This is a genomic window from Hymenobacter miniatus (genome assembly GCF_016427455.1).
GTDB classification, from domain to species: Bacteria; Bacteroidota; Bacteroidia; order Cytophagales; family Hymenobacteraceae; genus Hymenobacter; species Hymenobacter armeniacus.
In genome coordinates this window covers 1-16,540 of the sequence record NZ_JAELXR010000027.1, presented here as the reverse complement: position 1 = coordinate 16,540, position 16,540 = coordinate 1, and the positions used below count along the sequence as shown (strand labels likewise).

Annotated in this window: 13 protein-coding genes; 5 read left to right on the top strand and 8 right to left on the bottom strand. The window is 65.4% G+C overall.

Annotation, left to right across the window (positions count from 1 at the left end; translation table 11 throughout):
- Nucleotides 1-183 precede the first annotated feature (183 nt).
- Nucleotides 184-603 carry a hypothetical protein gene (locus JAO73_RS22785; protein ID WP_198979642.1) on the bottom strand — a complete coding sequence of 140 codons (420 nt, stop codon included), beginning with the start codon at nucleotides 601-603 and terminating at the stop codon, nucleotides 184-186.
- Between the two features lie 56 nt (nucleotides 604-659).
- Here JAO73_RS22785 and JAO73_RS22780 point away from each other — a divergent pair, with 56 nt between their 5' ends.
- On the top strand, nucleotides 660-1,106 hold the full coding sequence (locus tag JAO73_RS22780) for a DinB family protein (RefSeq protein WP_198979641.1): 447 nt from the start codon (nucleotides 660-662) through the stop codon (nucleotides 1,104-1,106).
- A 32-nt stretch (nucleotides 1,107-1,138) separates the two neighbouring features.
- Here JAO73_RS22780 and JAO73_RS22775 read toward each other — a convergent pair whose 3' ends face one another.
- Complete coding sequence (locus JAO73_RS22775; protein ID WP_198979640.1) at nucleotides 1,139-1,717, bottom strand: YdeI/OmpD-associated family protein; 579 nt, start codon at nucleotides 1,715-1,717, stop codon at nucleotides 1,139-1,141.
- Between the two features lie 579 nt (nucleotides 1,718-2,296).
- Between JAO73_RS22775 and JAO73_RS22770 the strand changes: the two genes are divergently transcribed.
- Entirely contained in the window at nucleotides 2,297-3,865 is a 1,569-nt protein-coding gene (locus JAO73_RS22770; RefSeq protein ID WP_198979639.1) for a family 43 glycosylhydrolase, read from the top strand.
- 231 nt (nucleotides 3,866-4,096) lie between these two features.
- On the opposite strand, the gene JAO73_RS22765 is transcribed toward JAO73_RS22770, so the two are convergent.
- Both JAO73_RS22765 and JAO73_RS22760 read right to left on the bottom strand, forming a co-directional pair.
- The gene (locus JAO73_RS22765; RefSeq protein WP_198979638.1) at nucleotides 4,097-4,786 is read right to left on the bottom strand and encodes a hypothetical protein; all 690 of its coding nucleotides are present in this window, start codon (nucleotides 4,784-4,786) and stop codon (nucleotides 4,097-4,099) included.
- A 109-nt stretch (nucleotides 4,787-4,895) separates the two neighbouring features.
- Nucleotides 4,896-11,102: an alpha-2-macroglobulin family protein gene (locus JAO73_RS22760; protein ID WP_198979637.1), complete on the bottom strand. Its 6,207-nt coding sequence runs from the start codon at nucleotides 11,100-11,102 to the stop codon at nucleotides 4,896-4,898.
- Between the two features lie 189 nt (nucleotides 11,103-11,291).
- Between JAO73_RS22760 and JAO73_RS22755 the strand changes: the two genes are divergently transcribed.
- Nucleotides 11,292-12,080 carry a porin family protein gene (locus JAO73_RS22755; protein WP_198979636.1) on the top strand — a complete coding sequence of 263 codons (789 nt, stop codon included), beginning with the start codon at nucleotides 11,292-11,294 and terminating at the stop codon, nucleotides 12,078-12,080.
- A gap of 86 nt (nucleotides 12,081-12,166) precedes the next feature.
- Here JAO73_RS22755 and JAO73_RS22750 read toward each other — a convergent pair whose 3' ends face one another.
- Nucleotides 12,167-12,766, bottom strand: coding sequence for a DinB family protein (locus tag JAO73_RS22750; RefSeq protein ID WP_198979635.1), 600 nt, complete (start codon nucleotides 12,764-12,766; stop codon nucleotides 12,167-12,169).
- A gap of 168 nt (nucleotides 12,767-12,934) precedes the next feature.
- On the opposite strand from JAO73_RS22750, the gene JAO73_RS22745 reads away from it, so the two are divergent.
- Nucleotides 12,935-13,861 (top strand): hypothetical protein, encoded by a 927-nt coding sequence (locus JAO73_RS22745; protein WP_198979634.1) that lies wholly within the window; start codon nucleotides 12,935-12,937, stop codon nucleotides 13,859-13,861.
- Between the two features lie 89 nt (nucleotides 13,862-13,950).
- On the opposite strand, the gene JAO73_RS22740 is transcribed toward JAO73_RS22745, so the two are convergent.
- The gene (locus JAO73_RS22740) at nucleotides 13,951-15,273 is read right to left on the bottom strand and encodes a hypothetical protein (protein ID WP_198979633.1); all 1,323 of its coding nucleotides are present in this window, start codon (nucleotides 15,271-15,273) and stop codon (nucleotides 13,951-13,953) included.
- 211 nt (nucleotides 15,274-15,484) lie between these two features.
- On the opposite strand from JAO73_RS22740, the gene JAO73_RS22735 reads away from it, so the two are divergent.
- Complete coding sequence (locus JAO73_RS22735; protein WP_190928503.1) at nucleotides 15,485-15,679, top strand: cold-shock protein; 195 nt, start codon at nucleotides 15,485-15,487, stop codon at nucleotides 15,677-15,679.
- A gap of 73 nt (nucleotides 15,680-15,752) precedes the next feature.
- On the opposite strand, the gene JAO73_RS22730 is transcribed toward JAO73_RS22735, so the two are convergent.
- Together JAO73_RS22730 and JAO73_RS22725 are read right to left on the bottom strand one after the other, a co-directional pair.
- Complete coding sequence (locus JAO73_RS22730) at nucleotides 15,753-16,244, bottom strand: gliding motility lipoprotein GldH (protein WP_198979632.1); 492 nt, start codon at nucleotides 16,242-16,244, stop codon at nucleotides 15,753-15,755.
- A 35-nt stretch (nucleotides 16,245-16,279) separates the two neighbouring features.
- On the bottom strand, nucleotides 16,280-16,540 hold a 261-nt coding region (locus JAO73_RS22725), incomplete at its 5' end, for a hypothetical protein (RefSeq protein ID WP_198979631.1).

Genomic DNA, 16,540 nt, shown 5'->3' with positions numbered 1-16,540 from the left:
GTGACGTCGCTCGGATAAGCGCGGCGGGTAACTTCCATACCCGCTAATTTCGCTCACAAGTCCATAACACCGTCTAGGGATGTCAGGGTGCCCTTGATACCCTTGCTGATTTGCAGTATCAATAAAAAAGCCGCCCGCTCCCCAACCGGAAGCGGGCGGCTTCATTTCCACTCCTGCCGAAACTTACGCCTCGCTCGGTTTCTCCTTGCCGCTGCCGCCGCCGGAGTTGATGATTTTGCGGGCCTGCGTGTAGCCGTCGTAGAGCGGGCGGTCGAGCAGCTTGAAGGCTTTCATGTCCTCGTCGAGGGTGCGGAGCTCGTCCATCAGGTCGGCGAGCAGGTCTGCCAGGGCCGCGCCCGAGGGGGTGCGCTCGCTGATGGTTTTGCGCACGGCCGGCTGGGCGGTGCGGGAGGTGTCGAGGGCGTCGGTGAGCGGCTCCAGGGCCTTGGGCGTGAGGCCCTGCTTGGCCAGCTCGGACGCTACGTCGGAACCGGCCCCGCCGCCACCTGGTAGCTTTGCCGCCACCGCGCCGCCGGCCCGCACCGGTGCCACGCAGGCCGGGCGGCCCGCCCACAAGGCCTTGCGCACCAGCGGGGCCCGCATCGCCGGCGAAGGCCGGCCGGTGGCTTTTGCCCCCCCCCGAAACCCTTCTGCTCATCATGCTCCTCGCCACCCTCCGCACCCTCTTCGCCCGCGACCTAGACAAGCTACGCCAGGAAATCGAAGCCTATCAAACCGAAGCAGCCCTGTGGCGCACCGCCCCGGGCATCAGCAACTCGGCCGGCAACCTGTGCCTGCACCTGATGGGCAACCTCAACACCTACATCGGCGCCGAACTGGGCCGCACCGGCTACGTCCGAAACCGGGAGCTGGAGTTCTCGCAGCAAGGCGTTCCGCGCGCCGAACTGGTGGCCCGCATCGACGCCACGCGGGCCGTGGTAGCGGCCGCCCTCGCCCGGCTGAGCGATGAGCAGCTGCACCAGCAGTACCCCGTCGTGGTATTCGAAAGCGAGATGACCACCGGGTATTTCCTGGTTCACCTCGCCACTCACCTCGCTTACCACCTGGGCCAAATCAACTACCACCGCCGGTTGGTAGGCGCCTAAGTCCGGCCCGCCCGCCCGCGTGCGCGGGGCCGCTACTCGTTCAAGCCCTTCCCGGCCAAAATGCCCGGCGTGCATTTCTCCACCCGCGCCGCCCGCGTGTGAGCCTGCTTGGCCGCCGCAAAATGCAGCAAGTAGGCCCGTTGCCGCCCGGGCGTCAGGGCTGCGAATGCGGCCTGCAGGGTAGGCATTTCGTCCATCTTCTGCTGAAATTCTGCCGGCACGCCGTAGTCCTCACTCGGCTTGAAAGCCACTTTTTGTCCCGTCTTTTCTATATCAATGGCCTCCCGAACGTAGGCCGCCACCACGGCCTCCCGTTCCTTCACCTCCCGCGGGCTGGCAAACCGCAGCTGGCGCTGCGCCTGCGTGTTCTCCGTTTGCTGAATCAGCAAGCCCTGGGGGTCTTTCAACAAGGCTCCCTTGAGAAACAGCACCGCGCAATACTCCTTAAATGCGTGAATGATGCAGACGTTTCGCCCCTGCAGCGTGTAGCAGGGCACGCCCCACTTCAGCTCTTCGGTGAGCCCGGTGGCCAGCACAACCGCTCGCAAATGCGCGAGTTCTTCAAGCCACTTGTGGTTGTTGCTGAAGTAAAAATCAACTGCGGGGTTCATGGTATTCATTGATGGACTTGTGCGAAATGGCCATTCGCCGTGTGTGCTTTCTCAGCCAGAGCCAGCGCTAAAATAAAGCCGCCCTCCCAATAAGCCACCCCGGCCGCCCAAGCTGCCTCCCGCCCTGCAGGCCAGGGCCCTGGCCGTCGAAACTGGCAGCGTTGAATAAGTGGCCCAGCCATCGGTTTCGTGCCCACGGCTGCCAAATCCCGGCCGCCCCTCGCAGGGCTTTTGGCCCGAGGGTCGTCGATGCTTCCAGCTATACTTTCTTCGCAAAGTGTAATTCTTACCGGATTTGATACCTGCCTTCCAAGTAGCTTGGCCCAAAATCTGCATACGTACTTCCCAGACCAGCGCCCACCCGCATATAGCCTTTTTCAGTTGTTCAGGGCCCTTTATCAGCGAACCACCTGCGTATTTACCCGCCTGCTATTCGCCCAGCGCAGCGTGTTGTTCGCCGGTTCTTTTGCATAATTCGTCCTTAAAAACTCCATTTCACGCCCGGAATTCGATTCAAACCGCTACCTTTCTAACATGGAAAGCCGTTTCCGCCTTGGTCGGCATTCTTTTCTATCCTCTTTGCACCCTCCCACCGTGTCCATCGAACTAGAACTCACCGCCCCGCTGGCCCCCGTTTCGCTCGGCTCTGCCCCCCAAACGTTTCCGGCCCGCACCAGCTACGACCACGTCGTGTTGCCCGGCGATTTTCCCGACCCCACCGTCACCAAAATCGGCGACACCTACTGGGCCAGCGCCACCACCGCCGAGTGGGGCGCCATCTTCCCCATCTTCTCCTCCAAAAACCTCATCGATTGGGAGCTGGTGGGCCACGTCTTCCCCGACCGGCAGCCCGACTGGGCCAGTTCCAACTTCTGGGCGCCCGAGTTTCACCACGAAAACGGCCGCACCTACATGTACTACACTGCCCGCAGCAAGCAGGGCGGCATGCTGTGCGTGGCCGTGGCCAGCGCCGACCGCCCCGAAGGCCCCTACCGCGACCACGGCCCCCTGGTGGGCCAGGAAGCCGGCTCCATCGACGGCTTTGCGATGCCCGATGAAAACGGCGACCTTTACCTCGTCTGGAAAGAAGACGGCAACTCCTGCCACCAGGACACCCCCATCTGGGCCCAGCGCCTGAACGACGAGCGCACCGCCCTCATCGGCGAAGCCACCGAGCTATTTGCCAACGACGCCAAATGGGAAGGCCCCCTCGTGGAAGGCTCGGCCCTGGTGCGCCACAACGGCTGGTTCTACCACTTTTTTGCGGGCAACAGCTGCTGCGGCAAGGGCTGCAACTACGCCACCGGCGTGGCCCGGTCGCGCACTTTGCTGGGGCCTTGGGAGAAGCACGAACAAAACCCCATCCTCGACCGCAACGACGTGTGGAAGTGCCCGGGCCACGGCACGGTGACCGAAATGGACGGCCGCTGGTTCTTGCTGCACCACGCCTACCTGGCCGATAGCCACGAGTTCGTGGGCCGCCAGGGCTTGCTTTCTGAGTTCACTTGGAACGAGCAGGAGTGGCCCGAGTTTGTGAACCGCAGCCCCCAGGCCGCCCCCCTCACCGACGTGGCCCGCCTGAACGTGGCCGACGAGTTCGAAAGCGACCGGTTGGGCTTGGAGTGGCAGTGGCCCATCAGCGCCCCCAAGCCTGCCACTGAGCTGCGCGGCGGCCAGCTGCACCTCGCCGCCGGCGCTTCGCGCCTGGGCAACTTGGTGGCCCGCCGCACCCACGTGGCCACCTACAAGGCCGCCACCACCCTCGATTTCGCCGCCCTGCCCGCCGACACCTACGCCGGCATTGCCGCCGTGGGCGACCCCTACAACGCCCTCGCCCTCATGGCCGGCAACGGCCAGGTGCAAATCTGGCACGTGAAGAGTGGCCTGCAGCAGTGCCTCGCTCAGGTCTTCCTCGACGCGCCCTGCGACACGCTCAGCCTGCGCCTCGAAGTATGGGGCGGCCAGCGCTACCGCTTTGCCTTCAGCACCGACGGCGCCACCTGGCAGCCCCTGCCTACCGAGAGCTTCTCCCTCAACGGCACCTACCTCCCGCCCTGGGACCGCGGCGTGCGCGTGGCCCTGGTGGCCCAGGGCGCCGAGGGCAACACGGCGGCGTTCAACAATTTGATTATCCGCAATAAGCGGTAGGCAACCATGCCATGCAAAAAGCCCGGCTGTCCTCACGGAAGGCCGGGCTTTTTCGTGTGCGTCGTTGGTGTAGAGACGCGTATTCGCGTCTCGTCGTTGAACGGCCGGGACTGCGCCGTTTGGGTATCGTTCAAGCGTTATCGTTCAACGCCGAGACGCTACCCCTGCTCGAAAACAGCAACGCCCGGCACATCGGTGTCGGGCGTTGCTGTTTATTCAAGATGGCGGCTACTAGCGGCGGTGCTTCTTCGATTTGCTTTTCGACTTCGAAGGCGAGCTCTTTTTAGCGGAAGACTTGTGCGAGGTGCTCTTCTTGGAAGAAGCCTTGCTCTTGCTGCTCTTCGATTTCGACTTGCTGGACTTGGCGTGCGACTCCGACTTGGCTTTGTGCTTGGATTTGCTCGACTTGCTCTTGCTGCTCGACGACGACTTGTGGGATTTCGACTTGCTTGACTTGCTCGACTTGCTGCTGTGCGACGACTTGTGCGACTTCGACTTGCTGCTGTGGCTGCGCGAGGAGTGGCGGGCGGCGCGGCGGGCTTCGGCGCGGGCCTCGGCCCGGGCTTCTTCGCGGGCTTCTTCGCGGCGGGCGGCGGCGCGGCGGGCGGCCAGAGCCTCGGCGTGGCGGGCCTCGTAGCTGCGGGCCGTGCGGGCCGTGAGGGTGGCTTCTTCGCCGGCTTCTTCGTTGTGGGCGGTGGCGTCGGTTTCGGGCGAGGCGGTGCTTTCGTCGGCGGCAGCCTTGGGGGCTTCGGCCACTATTTTCTTCCGGCGCACCGGCATCAGGAAGTCTCGCTCGGCGCGCTCGCGCAGGCTCAGGTTTTCCTCACCGGGAAGCTTCGTGACGGGGGTTTGAACGCCATTTTGGGCTTGGGCGCTGCCCCACGTGAGCAGCAGCGAAAGGAAGACAAATAGGTGTTTCATAAACGAATAACGTAATTTCAACGGAAGACAAAGCTACACCGCACCCCGGTTAAATGCAAGGCCATAGTGGTTTTAAACGCGGTGAAGCCCCTTTCTGAGTCCCAACGGCCTATTTCGCCCGATTAACGGACTGAGGAGCTACCTGGACCCGCATGCCGGCCGAATGCGCCGAAAACTCCGGCGCGTAGAGGCACTGCACCTGGCTGTGCCCGCCCGAAAAGTCGCCCGCCTGGCTCACCCGCAGCCGGTACTCGAACACGTGCGTGCCGCGCGGCACGGCGCCCAGAAAGAAGTTGGTGGCCGCGTCGCGCGGCGACTCATAATAGCCCAGTCCGTTCTGGTAGCGGTAGCCGCTGAGCTGGCCAACAGGCTCCAGGCCGGCGGCGCGCTGGTCTTTCAGGTGCACGTATTCCAGCTCGCGGTCGGTGCGCATCACTAGGCGCACCACCAGCACGTCGCCCACGGCAAGGGGCGCGGCGGCTGTGAGCTTTTCCAGCTGCGGCCCGCCCGCCGACGACACTTCGCGGTAGAGCTGGCGCTCCAGGCTGAGCGGCGTGGCGGCGGGCGTCACCTTGTCGAGGTCTTCGAAGTACTGCCAGTAGAGGGCGCCCCAGGCCACGCCGGCGTCGGGCTTGGCCACCGTGACTTTGCCCTGCGCGGGCTGCACCTCGGCCGCCGGCCAGCTGGTTTTGAAGTAGCCGGTGCCCGCCTGGGCCGCTTCGGGTTTGAGGGCCTGGCCGCCCACCGTCACTTGCAGCGGCTGGGCGGGCGCCAGCCAGTCGGAACCGCGCAGCAGCAGGGCGTAGCAGGCGTCGGCGGTGGCGCGGGTGCTTTCCCAGCTGTGGGTTTGCTTTTGCTTGAGCAGCCACAGCTTCAGCTCGTCCACGGATTGCTGGTCGTGATTGATTTCGTCGAAGGCCTCGATGAGGGTGGCTTGGGTTTCGGTGGGGGCTTCGCGCCAGTAGTAGCCGCCGCGCACTTCCTTCCAGTACATGCCCAGCTCGGGCGAGTGCAGGGCGTTTTCGGCCAGGGCACGCATGATTTCCCGGGGGGCCGGCCCACCGGCCTTTTCGCGCGTCAGGCTCAACGCAATCAAGGCTTGCAGGTAGCGCGTTTGGGCGGGCCAGTGCTTGGCCGCCTGCTCGTGGTAGTAGCTGTAGGCGTCCTTGGCGCCGGTGGCAATGGGCAGCTGGCGCCAGAAGCTGCGGGCGTAAAGCGCCTGAATCTGCAGGTCGCCCAGGTGGTTTTCGGCCAGCTTCACGCCTTTCTGGCGGCGCAGCTCGGCGTAGTCGCGGGCGGTGGCGGCGTCGAGGTAGCGCAGGGCGCTTTGCAATAGTGCCCGGGCAGTGGGGTCGGTGCTGGCATCGAAGGCCCCCAGCTTGCGCAGCTTGCCGAAGCCGGCCACGATGAGCTGGGTGATGTAGCGGTCGGCGGGCATCTGCTCAAACCACGGGAAGGCACCGTCGGGCAGCTGCATTTTCTGGAGCTTGAGCAGGGCGCGGCTGGTTTCGGCTTTCAGGCGGGTTTCATCGAACAGCTCGGTCAGGCGAACCAGGCGCTCGGTTTCGCTTTGGGCGTCGCGCACCCAGGGCGTTTCCTGCAGCAGCAGGTTCTTGAGCTCCTGGTTCTGGGCCAGCTTGCTGTCGAGGGCGTTGCGTTGGGCGGCCGTGCCGCTTTGGGCCTGGCGCGTCCACTCGGCCAGTACGGTTTTGAAGCGCGGGTTGGACCGGATAATTTGCGCGGCCAGCAGGTTGGCGTAGAGGCGGCTGAATACCTGCTCGGAGCACTCGTAGGGGTACTCCATGAGGTAGGGCAGGCTTTGCACCGCATACCAAGCCGGATTGGCCGTCATTTCCAGCGTCAGGCTGTAGTTGCGGCGCGTGGGGCTGCTGGTGCTGGTGAGCTTTTGCAGCTCGAAGGTGCGCGTGCTTGGCCCCACCATGGGCAGCGGCAGGCTTTCGGTAACGAGAATGCGGTTAGGGAGCACGGGCACGCTGTTTTCCTCACCGTCGGAGAAGCTGGTTGTCAGCTGTTGGGGGTCGGTGGTCACGCCCTTCTTGCGCTTCGATTTCTTTCTTTTCTCTTCCTCAATAACTGGCAACGAAGAGCTCACCACCACCCGGTACGTCACCGCCGCCGGCGCAAAATCCGCCGGCAGGCTGATTTCCCAGCCCACTGCGGCGCTTTGGTGCGCAGCGGCCGACACCGGCTGTTGCGCCGGCCCTTTCAGCAGCTGGGTGGTGAGGTCCTGGCCGGTGGCGGCATCCAGCAGAAACAGCTGGGCCGTGCCACTGGTGGCGTGGTCGGTCAGGTTCGAGAACTTGGCGGGGAAGGTGAAGGTGTCGCCCTGCCGGAAAAAGCGCGGCGCGTTGGGCGTAATCTGGATTTCCTTCTGCGTCACGAGCTGGCGGGCCAGCTGGCCGCTGTGCAGGTTTTTGTCGTGGGCCAGGGCCAGCAGCTGCCAGCGCGTCACCGCCTCGGGCATCTGGAATTCGAGCACCACGTCGCCGTTTTTGTCGGTGTGCAGGGCCGGCTGCCACAGGGCCGTTTCGCGGAAATCGGAGCGGGTGGGCACGGTACTGAGGTCGGGAGCGGCCGGCGCGGGGGCCGGCGGCATGCTCGCACTGCCGCGAATCATGATGCGCTGGGAATTTACCACCCCGCCGGCATTGCCGGACATGGCCCTGTCAGCGGCCATCGGCGCCGGCATCGCGGCGGCCGTGTACGTCTTGTTTTCCACTACTTCTTCCACCACCGTGTGTAAGCCACTGCCACGCTGCGTGCGGCCGGCTTCGCTGAAGTAGTCGGCATGAGTTCGCAGCATGGGGTACTCAATGAAGTAATCCCGGCCAGTGTCGGTGGGCACGAAGAGCGGAACGGCGTTCAGCAGCTGGTAAAAAACCTGCCAGCCGAAACGGGTCTGGTGGTACCCATCCCAGAACGCCAACCCTGTGAAGTGGTGCGGCCGAAAAATGTCCAGGCTTTGGTCGTAGAGCGTGGCGAGCAGCTCGGCATCGGCCGCCTTGCCGTTGGCTTGGCGGATGGTCACGCGCCAGGTTTCCTGCTGGCCAGGCTGCAGCTTGTTGCGGAAAGTGGCAATGGACAGCTGCAGCGGCTGGGGCTTCTCCGTCACTTGCACCGTGGCATCGTGGCGGTACACCACGTTGTCGCGCGTTTGCGTGGTGTGGATGAACAGCGGGCCGTTGGCCGTGGCCGGGCCGCTGGGCAGCGTGAGGCGGCGCTGTTCGTTGGCGTTCAGCGTCAGCCACTCCTGCCGCAACAGCTGGCCGTCGCGGTCTACTTCGAGCAGGAGGTGGCCGCCGGCCGCACCGCCGCCCACCAACACGGTGGCGGGCTGGCCCGGGGCCACGGTGTCGGCCAGCGTCACAAACCAGTCGGGCGTGGCGAAAGGCACGGTGGCGGCCTGCGAGTCGTAGAGCGTAAAATCGAGCTGCGCCCGCGCCGAGTCGGCGCCGGCCGCCACGGCTTCGAGGCGGTAGCGGCCCGTGGGCACCTCGGCCACCAGCGCGCCCAGGGCCAGCTGCGCCCCGGCGTTGGTGTCGAAAGGAGCGGTTTTGAGTACCGCCGACTTCGTTTCGTTTTCGGCCGTCTCCGGCACCGGGCCGGGCACACCGGGCGGGTTTGGGCGGTAGCGCAGGGTGCGGAGGCGCAGCGTGCCGGTGGCGGGCGCGGGTTCGCCGGTGGCGTTGGTGGCCAGCAGCGTCACAGCGGGCAGGCGCTGCTTGTCGGCCATGTTCGGCCCGGTAAGTTGCAGGCTGATGGGGTTGCGGCCGATGGGAAAGGCCCGGGTGCCCGTGCGGGTTTCGCCGGCCGCATCGGTCACGTCGGCCGCGATTTCGAACAGGTAGCCGGGCTCCCAGCCCCGACGCCCCTGCGCGGGCGGCACCAATGGCGGCGTAAACGTGATGCTGAACCGGCCCTCGCCGTCGGTGAGCGTGCGGCCGTGCGCTATTTCCTGCGCGCCGCGGCTGCCGCCGGGCAGGTAGCCGCCGCGCGAGCCGTACACAAGGTCGAACAACGGAAACAACTCGCGGCGCGTGACGCGGTAGCTCACCGCGGCGCCGTCGGTGGCTTGCCCGGCGTAGGCGCGGGCCCGGCCGCCCAGGGTGAGCGGCTGGCCCAGCTGCGGCCGGCCGGGCACCGAGTCGAGCGTGACCAGGAAGGTGGGGCGCTTGTAGTCTTCCACCGCGAAGCTGGTGTTGCCGTACTCGGTTCGCAGCATCATCTGGCCGTTGAGCAAGCCCGTGGGCAGGACTAATGAGCCGTTGAAGCTGCCGTAGTCGGAAGTGGTGAAGGGCAGGGTTTGCACGGGCTGGCCGTTCACGTCCATGAGCCCAACCACCAGCGGCTGTTTGGCTAGCAAGCGTGCTTTAGCGCCCAAGCTCTCGGTGAGGATGCCCTTGAAATACACCGTTTGGCCGGGGCGATAAATCGCACGGTCGGTGAACAGAAAAACGCGTCGCTGCGCCACTGGCGCCGAGGGAGTGCCGGGCCGGTAGTAGCTGCCACCGCCGTTTAGCTGCAGCGTGTCGGGGCCGCGCCAGGCCCGGGTCCACAGCATGCGCTCGGTCCGGCCCTTGGCCGTGGCGGGCAGGGGCAGCGTCACGATGCCGTTGGCATCGGTTTGCAATACTTCGCTGGTAATCGTGAAATCTTTGGGTGGCGCGGCTTCATACACCCGCGTCGTGGCCTGCACCGGCAAGCCCGCCAACGGTGCGCCCGTTTGGCGGTGCATCAGCAGCAAGCGCAACGCTCCGGTTGTGGCATCGCGCTGGTTCACGGCGCTCAGCTCGCTGGCGCCCAGCAGGGCATAGCTCGTCACTGCACCCGGCTTTTCTTCCGTGGGCCGGGTGGCCTGGTTGCTGACGACTACCAGATAGTACCCCGCCGGCACGGCCGCCCCGGCCACGGCCAGTTTCTGCTCTTTGTAGTCCGGCGGCGCAGCCACTGCCATGGCCCACGTGGCGACTGGCGCTTCCTTCAATGCGCGAGCGTAGCGCTGCCCGAACGAGCGCTGCAGCGGGTCGTATTCGTAAGACTGCTGCCACTGCTTCAGCGAAATGCGGTAGGCCCAGGCATATAGCTTGGTCACGTTGCGGGCCGTCACGTCCAGCCGCCACGGCTGATTGGGCACCACAATGCCCGCCGCCGAAAACGTCAGCTCGGGGCGCTCAAGGTCCGAGCGCAGCGCCCGGGCCCGCGCCGCGCCGCGCGACTTCGGAAACCGCGCTTCGGCCTCCCGGGCCAGGCGCACGGCGGTCACGTTGTCGCCGGCTTCGCGCGCGGCTTCGGCGCGCCGGGCCATAAACTCGGTACTGATGGGCAACGCTTTGTACGTATCGGCCATGCGCACCAGCGCGGGCACGTACTGGGCGGCGAGGCCGGTGTTCTGGGTGAGGCCGTGCAGGTAGTCGAGGCGGCTCAGGTCCACGTCGGCCAGCGCGGCCGGGTTTTGCGGGGCCAGCTGCTGGCGCGAGGCCGTGAGGCGCTGCAGCAGGTGCAGCGCGTGCAGCGTGCCGTTGAGCGAGTCGCCGTCGGGCGCCAGCAGGCGCAGGGCCGCAAACTCGGCCGCCGTCCCAAACAGCCCCGGCTCGGTGGGCTGAAACTGCTGCTCGGGCCGGGTGATGTACAGCTCCTGGTTCTTCAGGCCTTCGATGGCGCGCTGGGCCAGCAGGTCGTAGAGCGTGGGGCGCAGGGCGCGGCCCTCGGCGTCGCCCCCCGCGGCGAGGTCGCCTAATTGGGCTAGGGTGGTTTTCAGCTGGCGCTGGGGCTCGTCTTCCACCGACTGGTAGTAGTGCCGCACAATGGCCGCGCCCAGCCGGCCCATGTCCCAGGTGGCTAGGCCCGTGCCGGCATCGGCGCTGGCGCTGGCGTCGGGGCCGGTGCTGGGGGCGGCGCCGGCCGTGCGCTGGTAGAGGCGGTAACGGTTCTGGTTGAGGTATTGGGTGTAGAGCTCGGCCAGCAGCGAATGCAGGATGGGCCGGGCCGGGAAAGTGGCCGTTCGGGCTTCGGCTTCGAGCAGGGCAATGGATTTCTCGACGTCGTCTTCCTCTTTGGCCTGCAGCAGGCGGACTTTGTAGAGCAGCGCCCGCACGTACTGGGGGCTGTTGCCTTCTTTTTTGGCTTGGGCATACAGGGCCTGCACCAGCGGGGCGGCCGTGGCCGTTTGGCCCTTGGCCAGCAGCCCGTCAATTTTTTTCCAGCGGGCCGCATACGGGCCGGGTGGCGTGGGTGCGGCTGAATCGGCGCTTAGAATGGCAGCAAACAGCAGCAGAAACAACAGGGAAAGGCGCATAAACAAAATAACAAGCTGAACCGGTAGCGCCTTAAAGATGCCCGCCGCTCAATTATTGCACAGCGCCGGCGTTGCAACCTTTTTTTCACCGTCTACATCCTCGTAGCTCACGAGTTACGTGCGTAGCTTTGCCTGCATTTTTCATCTTTAACTCTTTCATTCTTTTCTCTTTTACCACTCCTTTTTTCTATGAAAAACTTGCTTACTCTGTGTGCCCTCACGGCTGCCATGGCCGGGGCGGCTACCTCCGCCCACGCCCAGGCCGCCATCGAGTTTGGCCCCCGGCTGGGCCTCAACATCTCGACCGTGAAGGAAAGCGGCGTGCCCGCCGGCCAGTTCAGCCAGGAAACCAAGTCCATTATGGGCGTGCAGGTGGGCGCCACCCTCAACGTGGGCATCAACGACAACTTCTCGTTCCAGCCCTCGCTGCTGTTCTCGCAGAAGGGCGCCGAATTTGTGGGGTCATTCGACTTCGCCGACAACCCTCCCTACAAAACGTCAATCAAGGTGACGGCCACGCCCAAAATCAACTACCTGGAGCTGCCCCTGAACTTCGTGTACACCTTCGGCGGCCACGACGGCTTCCAGGTGTTTGCCGGCCCCTACGCGGCGCTGGGCGTGAGCGGCAGCGGCTCGGCCAAAGGCACCATCGAAACCAACGACCCCGACCTAATAGCCGCCGGCGCCACGGGCTCGTTCCCGGCTTCGCTCAAGGTAGAGTTTGGTGATAAGCAAAATGATAACGCCAACAACAACAGCACGTCCAACACCCTCTCGGCCACCGTCACGGTGCGGCGCTTCGACGCCGGCCTCAACGCCGGCGTGGGCTACCGCGTGGGGCCGTTCCAGGCGCAGCTGGGCTATGGCCTGGGCCTGGTCAACTTTGTGCCCAAAGACACCGACGGCAACGACACCGGCAGCAAGAGCTACAACCGTGTGCTACAGCTTTCGGCCAACTACTTCTTCGGCGGCAAATAGGCTTTGTCCGCTCAAAACATGAAAAAGCCCCGCGCCGGCACTGCCGAAGTGGGGCTTTTTGATGGAGAAGAAAATCGAAAGGGGGCTTAGGCGGCGCTCACGTTGCTGGCCGGCACGCCGTTGCCCACGAGCACGGCTTCGGCCTGGGCAATGTGGCGCTGAATGTGCACCACCATGAACTCCAACTGGTCGGTGAGGCGGAAGAGCAGCAGCGGAAAAATGGCGTTCGGAATCCGGATGGCGTTGGCGTTTACCTGCCGGGCCAGCAGCACGAGGCGCAACAATTCGTCAATTTGGCGGCTGAACACCTCGGCCACGGTGCGCGGCAGGCGCGTGCCGGTGGGCGCGTAGCGCTGCGGCGACTCATAGGTTTTGATGCTGGCAGGCGCACGCATCGCCTCGATGAAACGCCGCCCAAAGTAACCCGATTTCACGGTGGGCGCGGGCTTCGAGCCGCGGGCCTGGGCCTTGGCAATGCGCGCCGCAATGCTGGGCAAGTAGTAGCCGCCCACGATGTTGAGGTGTTCGAGGCACTGGCCGGCGCTCCAGCGGCTGGGGCTGGGCCGGCGGTTGAGTTCCTCGGCGCTCAGGGGCCGAAAGCGCTGCTGCGCCACCACCCGCAGCACCAGCAGGTCGTTGGTGAGTTGGTCAAAAAAATCGGAGGTGGCGCGAACGACAGCGGGCATGGGCGCGGGGGCTAACAAGCCGTAAACATACAATTTAGCAATTGATTCCGAACGGTTTTCTACGCAACGACGTGCGCCATGGCGGGGCAATTAACTGCCGTTCGGTATCTTGGCCTCATGCTTAAACACCGGATTTTAGGAACTAGTGCACTTGCGGGCCTTCTGACGTTGGCCCTCTCCCCCGCCCGAGCCCAGGCCGTGCCCAACCCCGGCGAGCGAGTCGAGAGCCTCATCACGTTCGGGGCGCAGTCGGACAAGCAGTGGGGCGACGACGACTTCAGCCAGACCTTTTTCTTCCTCATTCCGGAAAGGCAGCGCACGCCCGTGTACATCCGCGTGTTCGACCCCGACTGCGGCGGCAAAAACGACGACCTGAAAGGCCTGGCCAACACCACCACGTCGTTCAGCCTCTACGGCGGCCCGGGCACCTTCAGCGGCCCGCAGGCCCGCGACCCGCGCCCCACCAGCCCCACGCCCCCCGGCCGCCTGCTCAAAAGCGTCACCTTCGGGCAGGATGCGAAGTACGACGGCAAGTGGTACACCTTCGGCCCGCTCAACCCGCTGGAAGGCGAGATGGTGGACGAGTTCAAAGGGCACGTTTTCAAACTGGTGGCTCGCGGCCTCAGCGGCAACGACGGCAACCTGTACCGCTATTTTTTCAGCACCAGCCCCACCGAGAACGTGTCGGTAGAAGGCGGCAATGCCTTCACCTACGAGTATTGCTTCCGGCTGCCGGCCACGGCCAGCAAAACCACCGTGCACCTCTACCCTTTCGTGAACGACAAGGTGGTGAGCATCAAGCAAAGCAATTTCGACGTGGACAATGCCGCCACACTCAACGTGTTCAGCATTGCCAAAAATGGCCAGCCCGGCGCCATGAGCGGCGACGGCGTGTGGACCAGCAGCACGCTGCCCATTGCCGACAAAGAGCACGGCCTCAGCCTTGATTTTCGCCTGACCTCAACCAAGCCCGCTCCCAACGACATGGTGCTGTACGTCACCGACCAGTACGACACGGCTCTGCCCTTTTTCGCCATCCCGCTGGGCGGCCCGCCGCGCTACCAATACGATGTAAAGGTGAAGGTGCACCGGTAAAGCGGGAAGGTTGGGAGATAGGGAGAAAACAGCACGTCATGCTGAGCGTAGCATGACGTGCTGTTTTCTCCCTGTCTCCCCTACATTCTCTATTCGTCGGCTTCGCCGTCGCGGCCGGCATTGCGGCGGGGGGCGCCGTGGTCGGCGGCTTCGTCGTCGCCCTGGGCGGAGCGGTTTTCCTGGCGGGCCTGCTGCCCGTAGTTCTGGGCGCGGTCTTCGCTGCGCTGCTCGCCTTGGGCGGGCGAGCCGGCGTTGCTGCCCGGCTGGCTGTCGTCGTAGGCATCGTTGTAGGACCCGCCGCGCGAGCCAACTCCCTGGCCGGCATCGCCGCGGTTGGCCTGCTCCTGCACGTAGCCGTTGCGGTCGTCGCCGGTGGCGAAGTCGGGGGCTTGGCGGGGCTGCTCGCGGCCACGGTCGGCGTAGCCCAGGCTGCTGGCGGGGCGCTCGCCGCGGTCATCGGCAGCGGCGGGGGCGTGAGCGGCGTAGCTGGGGTTGTGGGCATCGGGGCGGCCTTGCTTGTCGGTGCCGCCCGGCGTGGGCAGGTAGTCTTCGGTTTGGTTGCGGTGCTCGCCGGTGGGCTGGGCGCTGCTGTCGGCGGTGCCGCGCAGCGAGGTATGGCCGTAGTCGGGCGCGAAGCCGGTATCGGTGGGGCTTTGGGCCGAGCCGTTGTCTACTTGCCGGGCGCTGTTGGCATCGGCGCGGTCGGGCTGGTTGCGGTTGTCGCCGTTGGGGCCGGCATACTCACTGCCCCGCACCTGGCCGCTGCCGGCCGCCGGGCCACCGGGGGCGCTGGCCAGCACGGGCCCGCGCTCGAAGCCGTACTCGGAACGGGTGTCGGGGCGTTCGTCGCGGCCGTCATACGTGCGGTAAGCATTTAGGTCGCCGGAGCCGGGGCGCACGTTGCCTTCGCCGTAGTACTGAGCATCGGCGGGGCCCTGGTGCTCGGTGATGCCTTCCCGAAACTGGTTGCCAAAGCCGCCGTGGGTGGTGCCCTGCTGGCTTTGCACGCCAAATTCGCCGCGGTTGGGGTCGCTGTCCTGATTGTCGCGGCGGGCTTGGTCGCGGTAGCTGTCCTGGGTGCTGTTGCTGAAATTGCCGCCGTAGGTGTCGCCGGGCGTGAGGTCGGCGGGGTCGGCTTCCTTGTTTTCCTGCGGGCGCGGGTTGGCTTCCACGGCGCCCTGGCCCACGCCGGTTTCGGCATCGGCCAGCGACTCGCTCGACGCCGGCGCGCCGGGGCTGCTGATGTCGGGCGTGCCCGGGTTGGGGGCGCCGGTGTGGGGCGGGCCGCCGGGAATGCCCACGCCCGCACCGGGGGCGGTGTGGCGGGCGGCCGTGTTGCCCAGGGGGCCGTCGATGCGGTTGCCCGCAATGTCGTTGGATTCGGTGTTGAGGTTGAGCGCTTCGTTTTCCATGGGGCTGGCGGGGCGGGAACGGGTGAAGAATGAACTGCTCGTCTATACGCGGCGATTAACCCGTTGTTCTGCCAAGCTCTTGGTGGCGCGCGGCGTTCGGCGCGGCAATTTTACCTTTGCCGGGCCTGGGCCCGTGCGGCGCGTGGGCGGCCGGCGCGCCGCTTGTGTCCTACCGTAGTCTAGGCCCGTTATTTACCCCATTCATACGCTCATGCTCACCGGCACCGTTAAATTTTTCGACGACACCAAAGGCTTCGGCTTCATCGTCGCCGACGACAACCAGGAAGAAATTTTTGTACACCAAACCGGCCTCATCCACGAAATCCAGGAAGGCGACCGGGTGCAGTTCAACATCAAAGCCGGCAAGAAAGGCCCCAACGCCGTGGAGGTTACCCGCATCGTGTAAACCACTGGCCCTATCTGTAAGCAACAAAGCCGGTCTGCGCACTGCAGACCGGCTTTGTTGTTGAAGCCAAACGCTACTTCTTGGCCTCGTGCTTGGCTACGCGCACGCCCACGGCCATGAGGCCGGGCAGCTGGTCCTGGCGCATGTACTGCTCCAGGGTGAGGGTGTAGTTGCCGGGCTTGGCAAAGCGCTGGTTGGGCAGGGCCAGCAGCTGCATGTCGTAGATGTCGCCGGTGCCACTGCCCTTGGGCTCACCGGTTTTGGGGTCCATCAGCAGCATCTGGTGCAACAGTGGCCGGCCCACGGGGCCGGCCGGGCCCACCAGCGTATGCTTCACGTATAGGTTGTAGTAGCCGTAGCTGGAGGCATGCCGCACGTTGAAATACACATCGTAGCGCGCCGCCGTGTCCTCAATGGCAAACGTAAACGCCGGCTTCTGCTGCACGTCCCAGGAGTAGTTGGCGAAGTCCGTGTTCTGCTCAAACACCCGGTTGGGGTCGCAGGCGGTGAGCGCGCACAGTAGCCCGGCGGCCACGGCCGCGCGGAGAGCAAAGCGGTGATTCATGCAAATAGCGGGCATTCGATAATCAAGCGGAGAAATTACGCACCGGCCGGTGCGGGTGCGGGTCCAGCCGCGGCGCCGCCCTCACCGGCCGGGCCGCGGCCACCGCGGCGGTTGCGGCCACCGCGGCCCTCCCGGCGTTCGCCACCTTCGCGGCGCTCGCCGCCCTCAGCGCGGGGCTCCGAGCCTTCGCGCCGGGAGCGAGGCTCGCCGCTTTCGGCTGCGGGGCGGCGGTTGCGGCCGCCCTCGGGGCGTGCCTCGCCGGGCGCGCCGCCGGGGGCATCGGGACGGGGCGAGTC

Excerpts from the sequence above, each read along its gene's own strand:
- JAO73_RS22785 (WP_198979642.1), bottom strand. The coding sequence starts at position 603 with ATGCGGGCCCCGCTGGTGCGCAAGGCCTTGTGGGCGGGCCGCCCGGCC.
- JAO73_RS22780 (WP_198979641.1), top strand. The coding sequence starts at position 660 with ATGCTCCTCGCCACCCTCCGCACCCTCTTCGCCCGCGACCTAGACAAG.
- JAO73_RS22775 (WP_198979640.1), bottom strand. The coding sequence starts at position 1,717 with ATGAACCCCGCAGTTGATTTTTACTTCAGCAACAACCACAAGTGGCTT.
- JAO73_RS22765 (WP_198979638.1), bottom strand. The coding sequence starts at position 4,786 with ATGAAACACCTATTTGTCTTCCTTTCGCTGCTGCTCACGTGGGGCAGC.
- JAO73_RS22760 (WP_198979637.1), bottom strand. The coding sequence starts at position 11,102 with ATGCGCCTTTCCCTGTTGTTTCTGCTGCTGTTTGCTGCCATTCTAAGC.
- JAO73_RS22755 (WP_198979636.1), top strand. The coding sequence starts at position 11,292 with ATGAAAAACTTGCTTACTCTGTGTGCCCTCACGGCTGCCATGGCCGGG.
- JAO73_RS22750 (WP_198979635.1), bottom strand. The coding sequence starts at position 12,766 with ATGCCCGCTGTCGTTCGCGCCACCTCCGATTTTTTTGACCAACTCACC.
- JAO73_RS22740 (WP_198979633.1), bottom strand. The coding sequence starts at position 15,273 with ATGGAAAACGAAGCGCTCAACCTCAACACCGAATCCAACGACATTGCG.
- JAO73_RS22735 (WP_190928503.1), top strand. The coding sequence starts at position 15,485 with ATGCTCACCGGCACCGTTAAATTTTTCGACGACACCAAAGGCTTCGGC.
- JAO73_RS22730 (WP_198979632.1), bottom strand. The coding sequence starts at position 16,244 with ATGAATCACCGCTTTGCTCTCCGCGCGGCCGTGGCCGCCGGGCTACTG.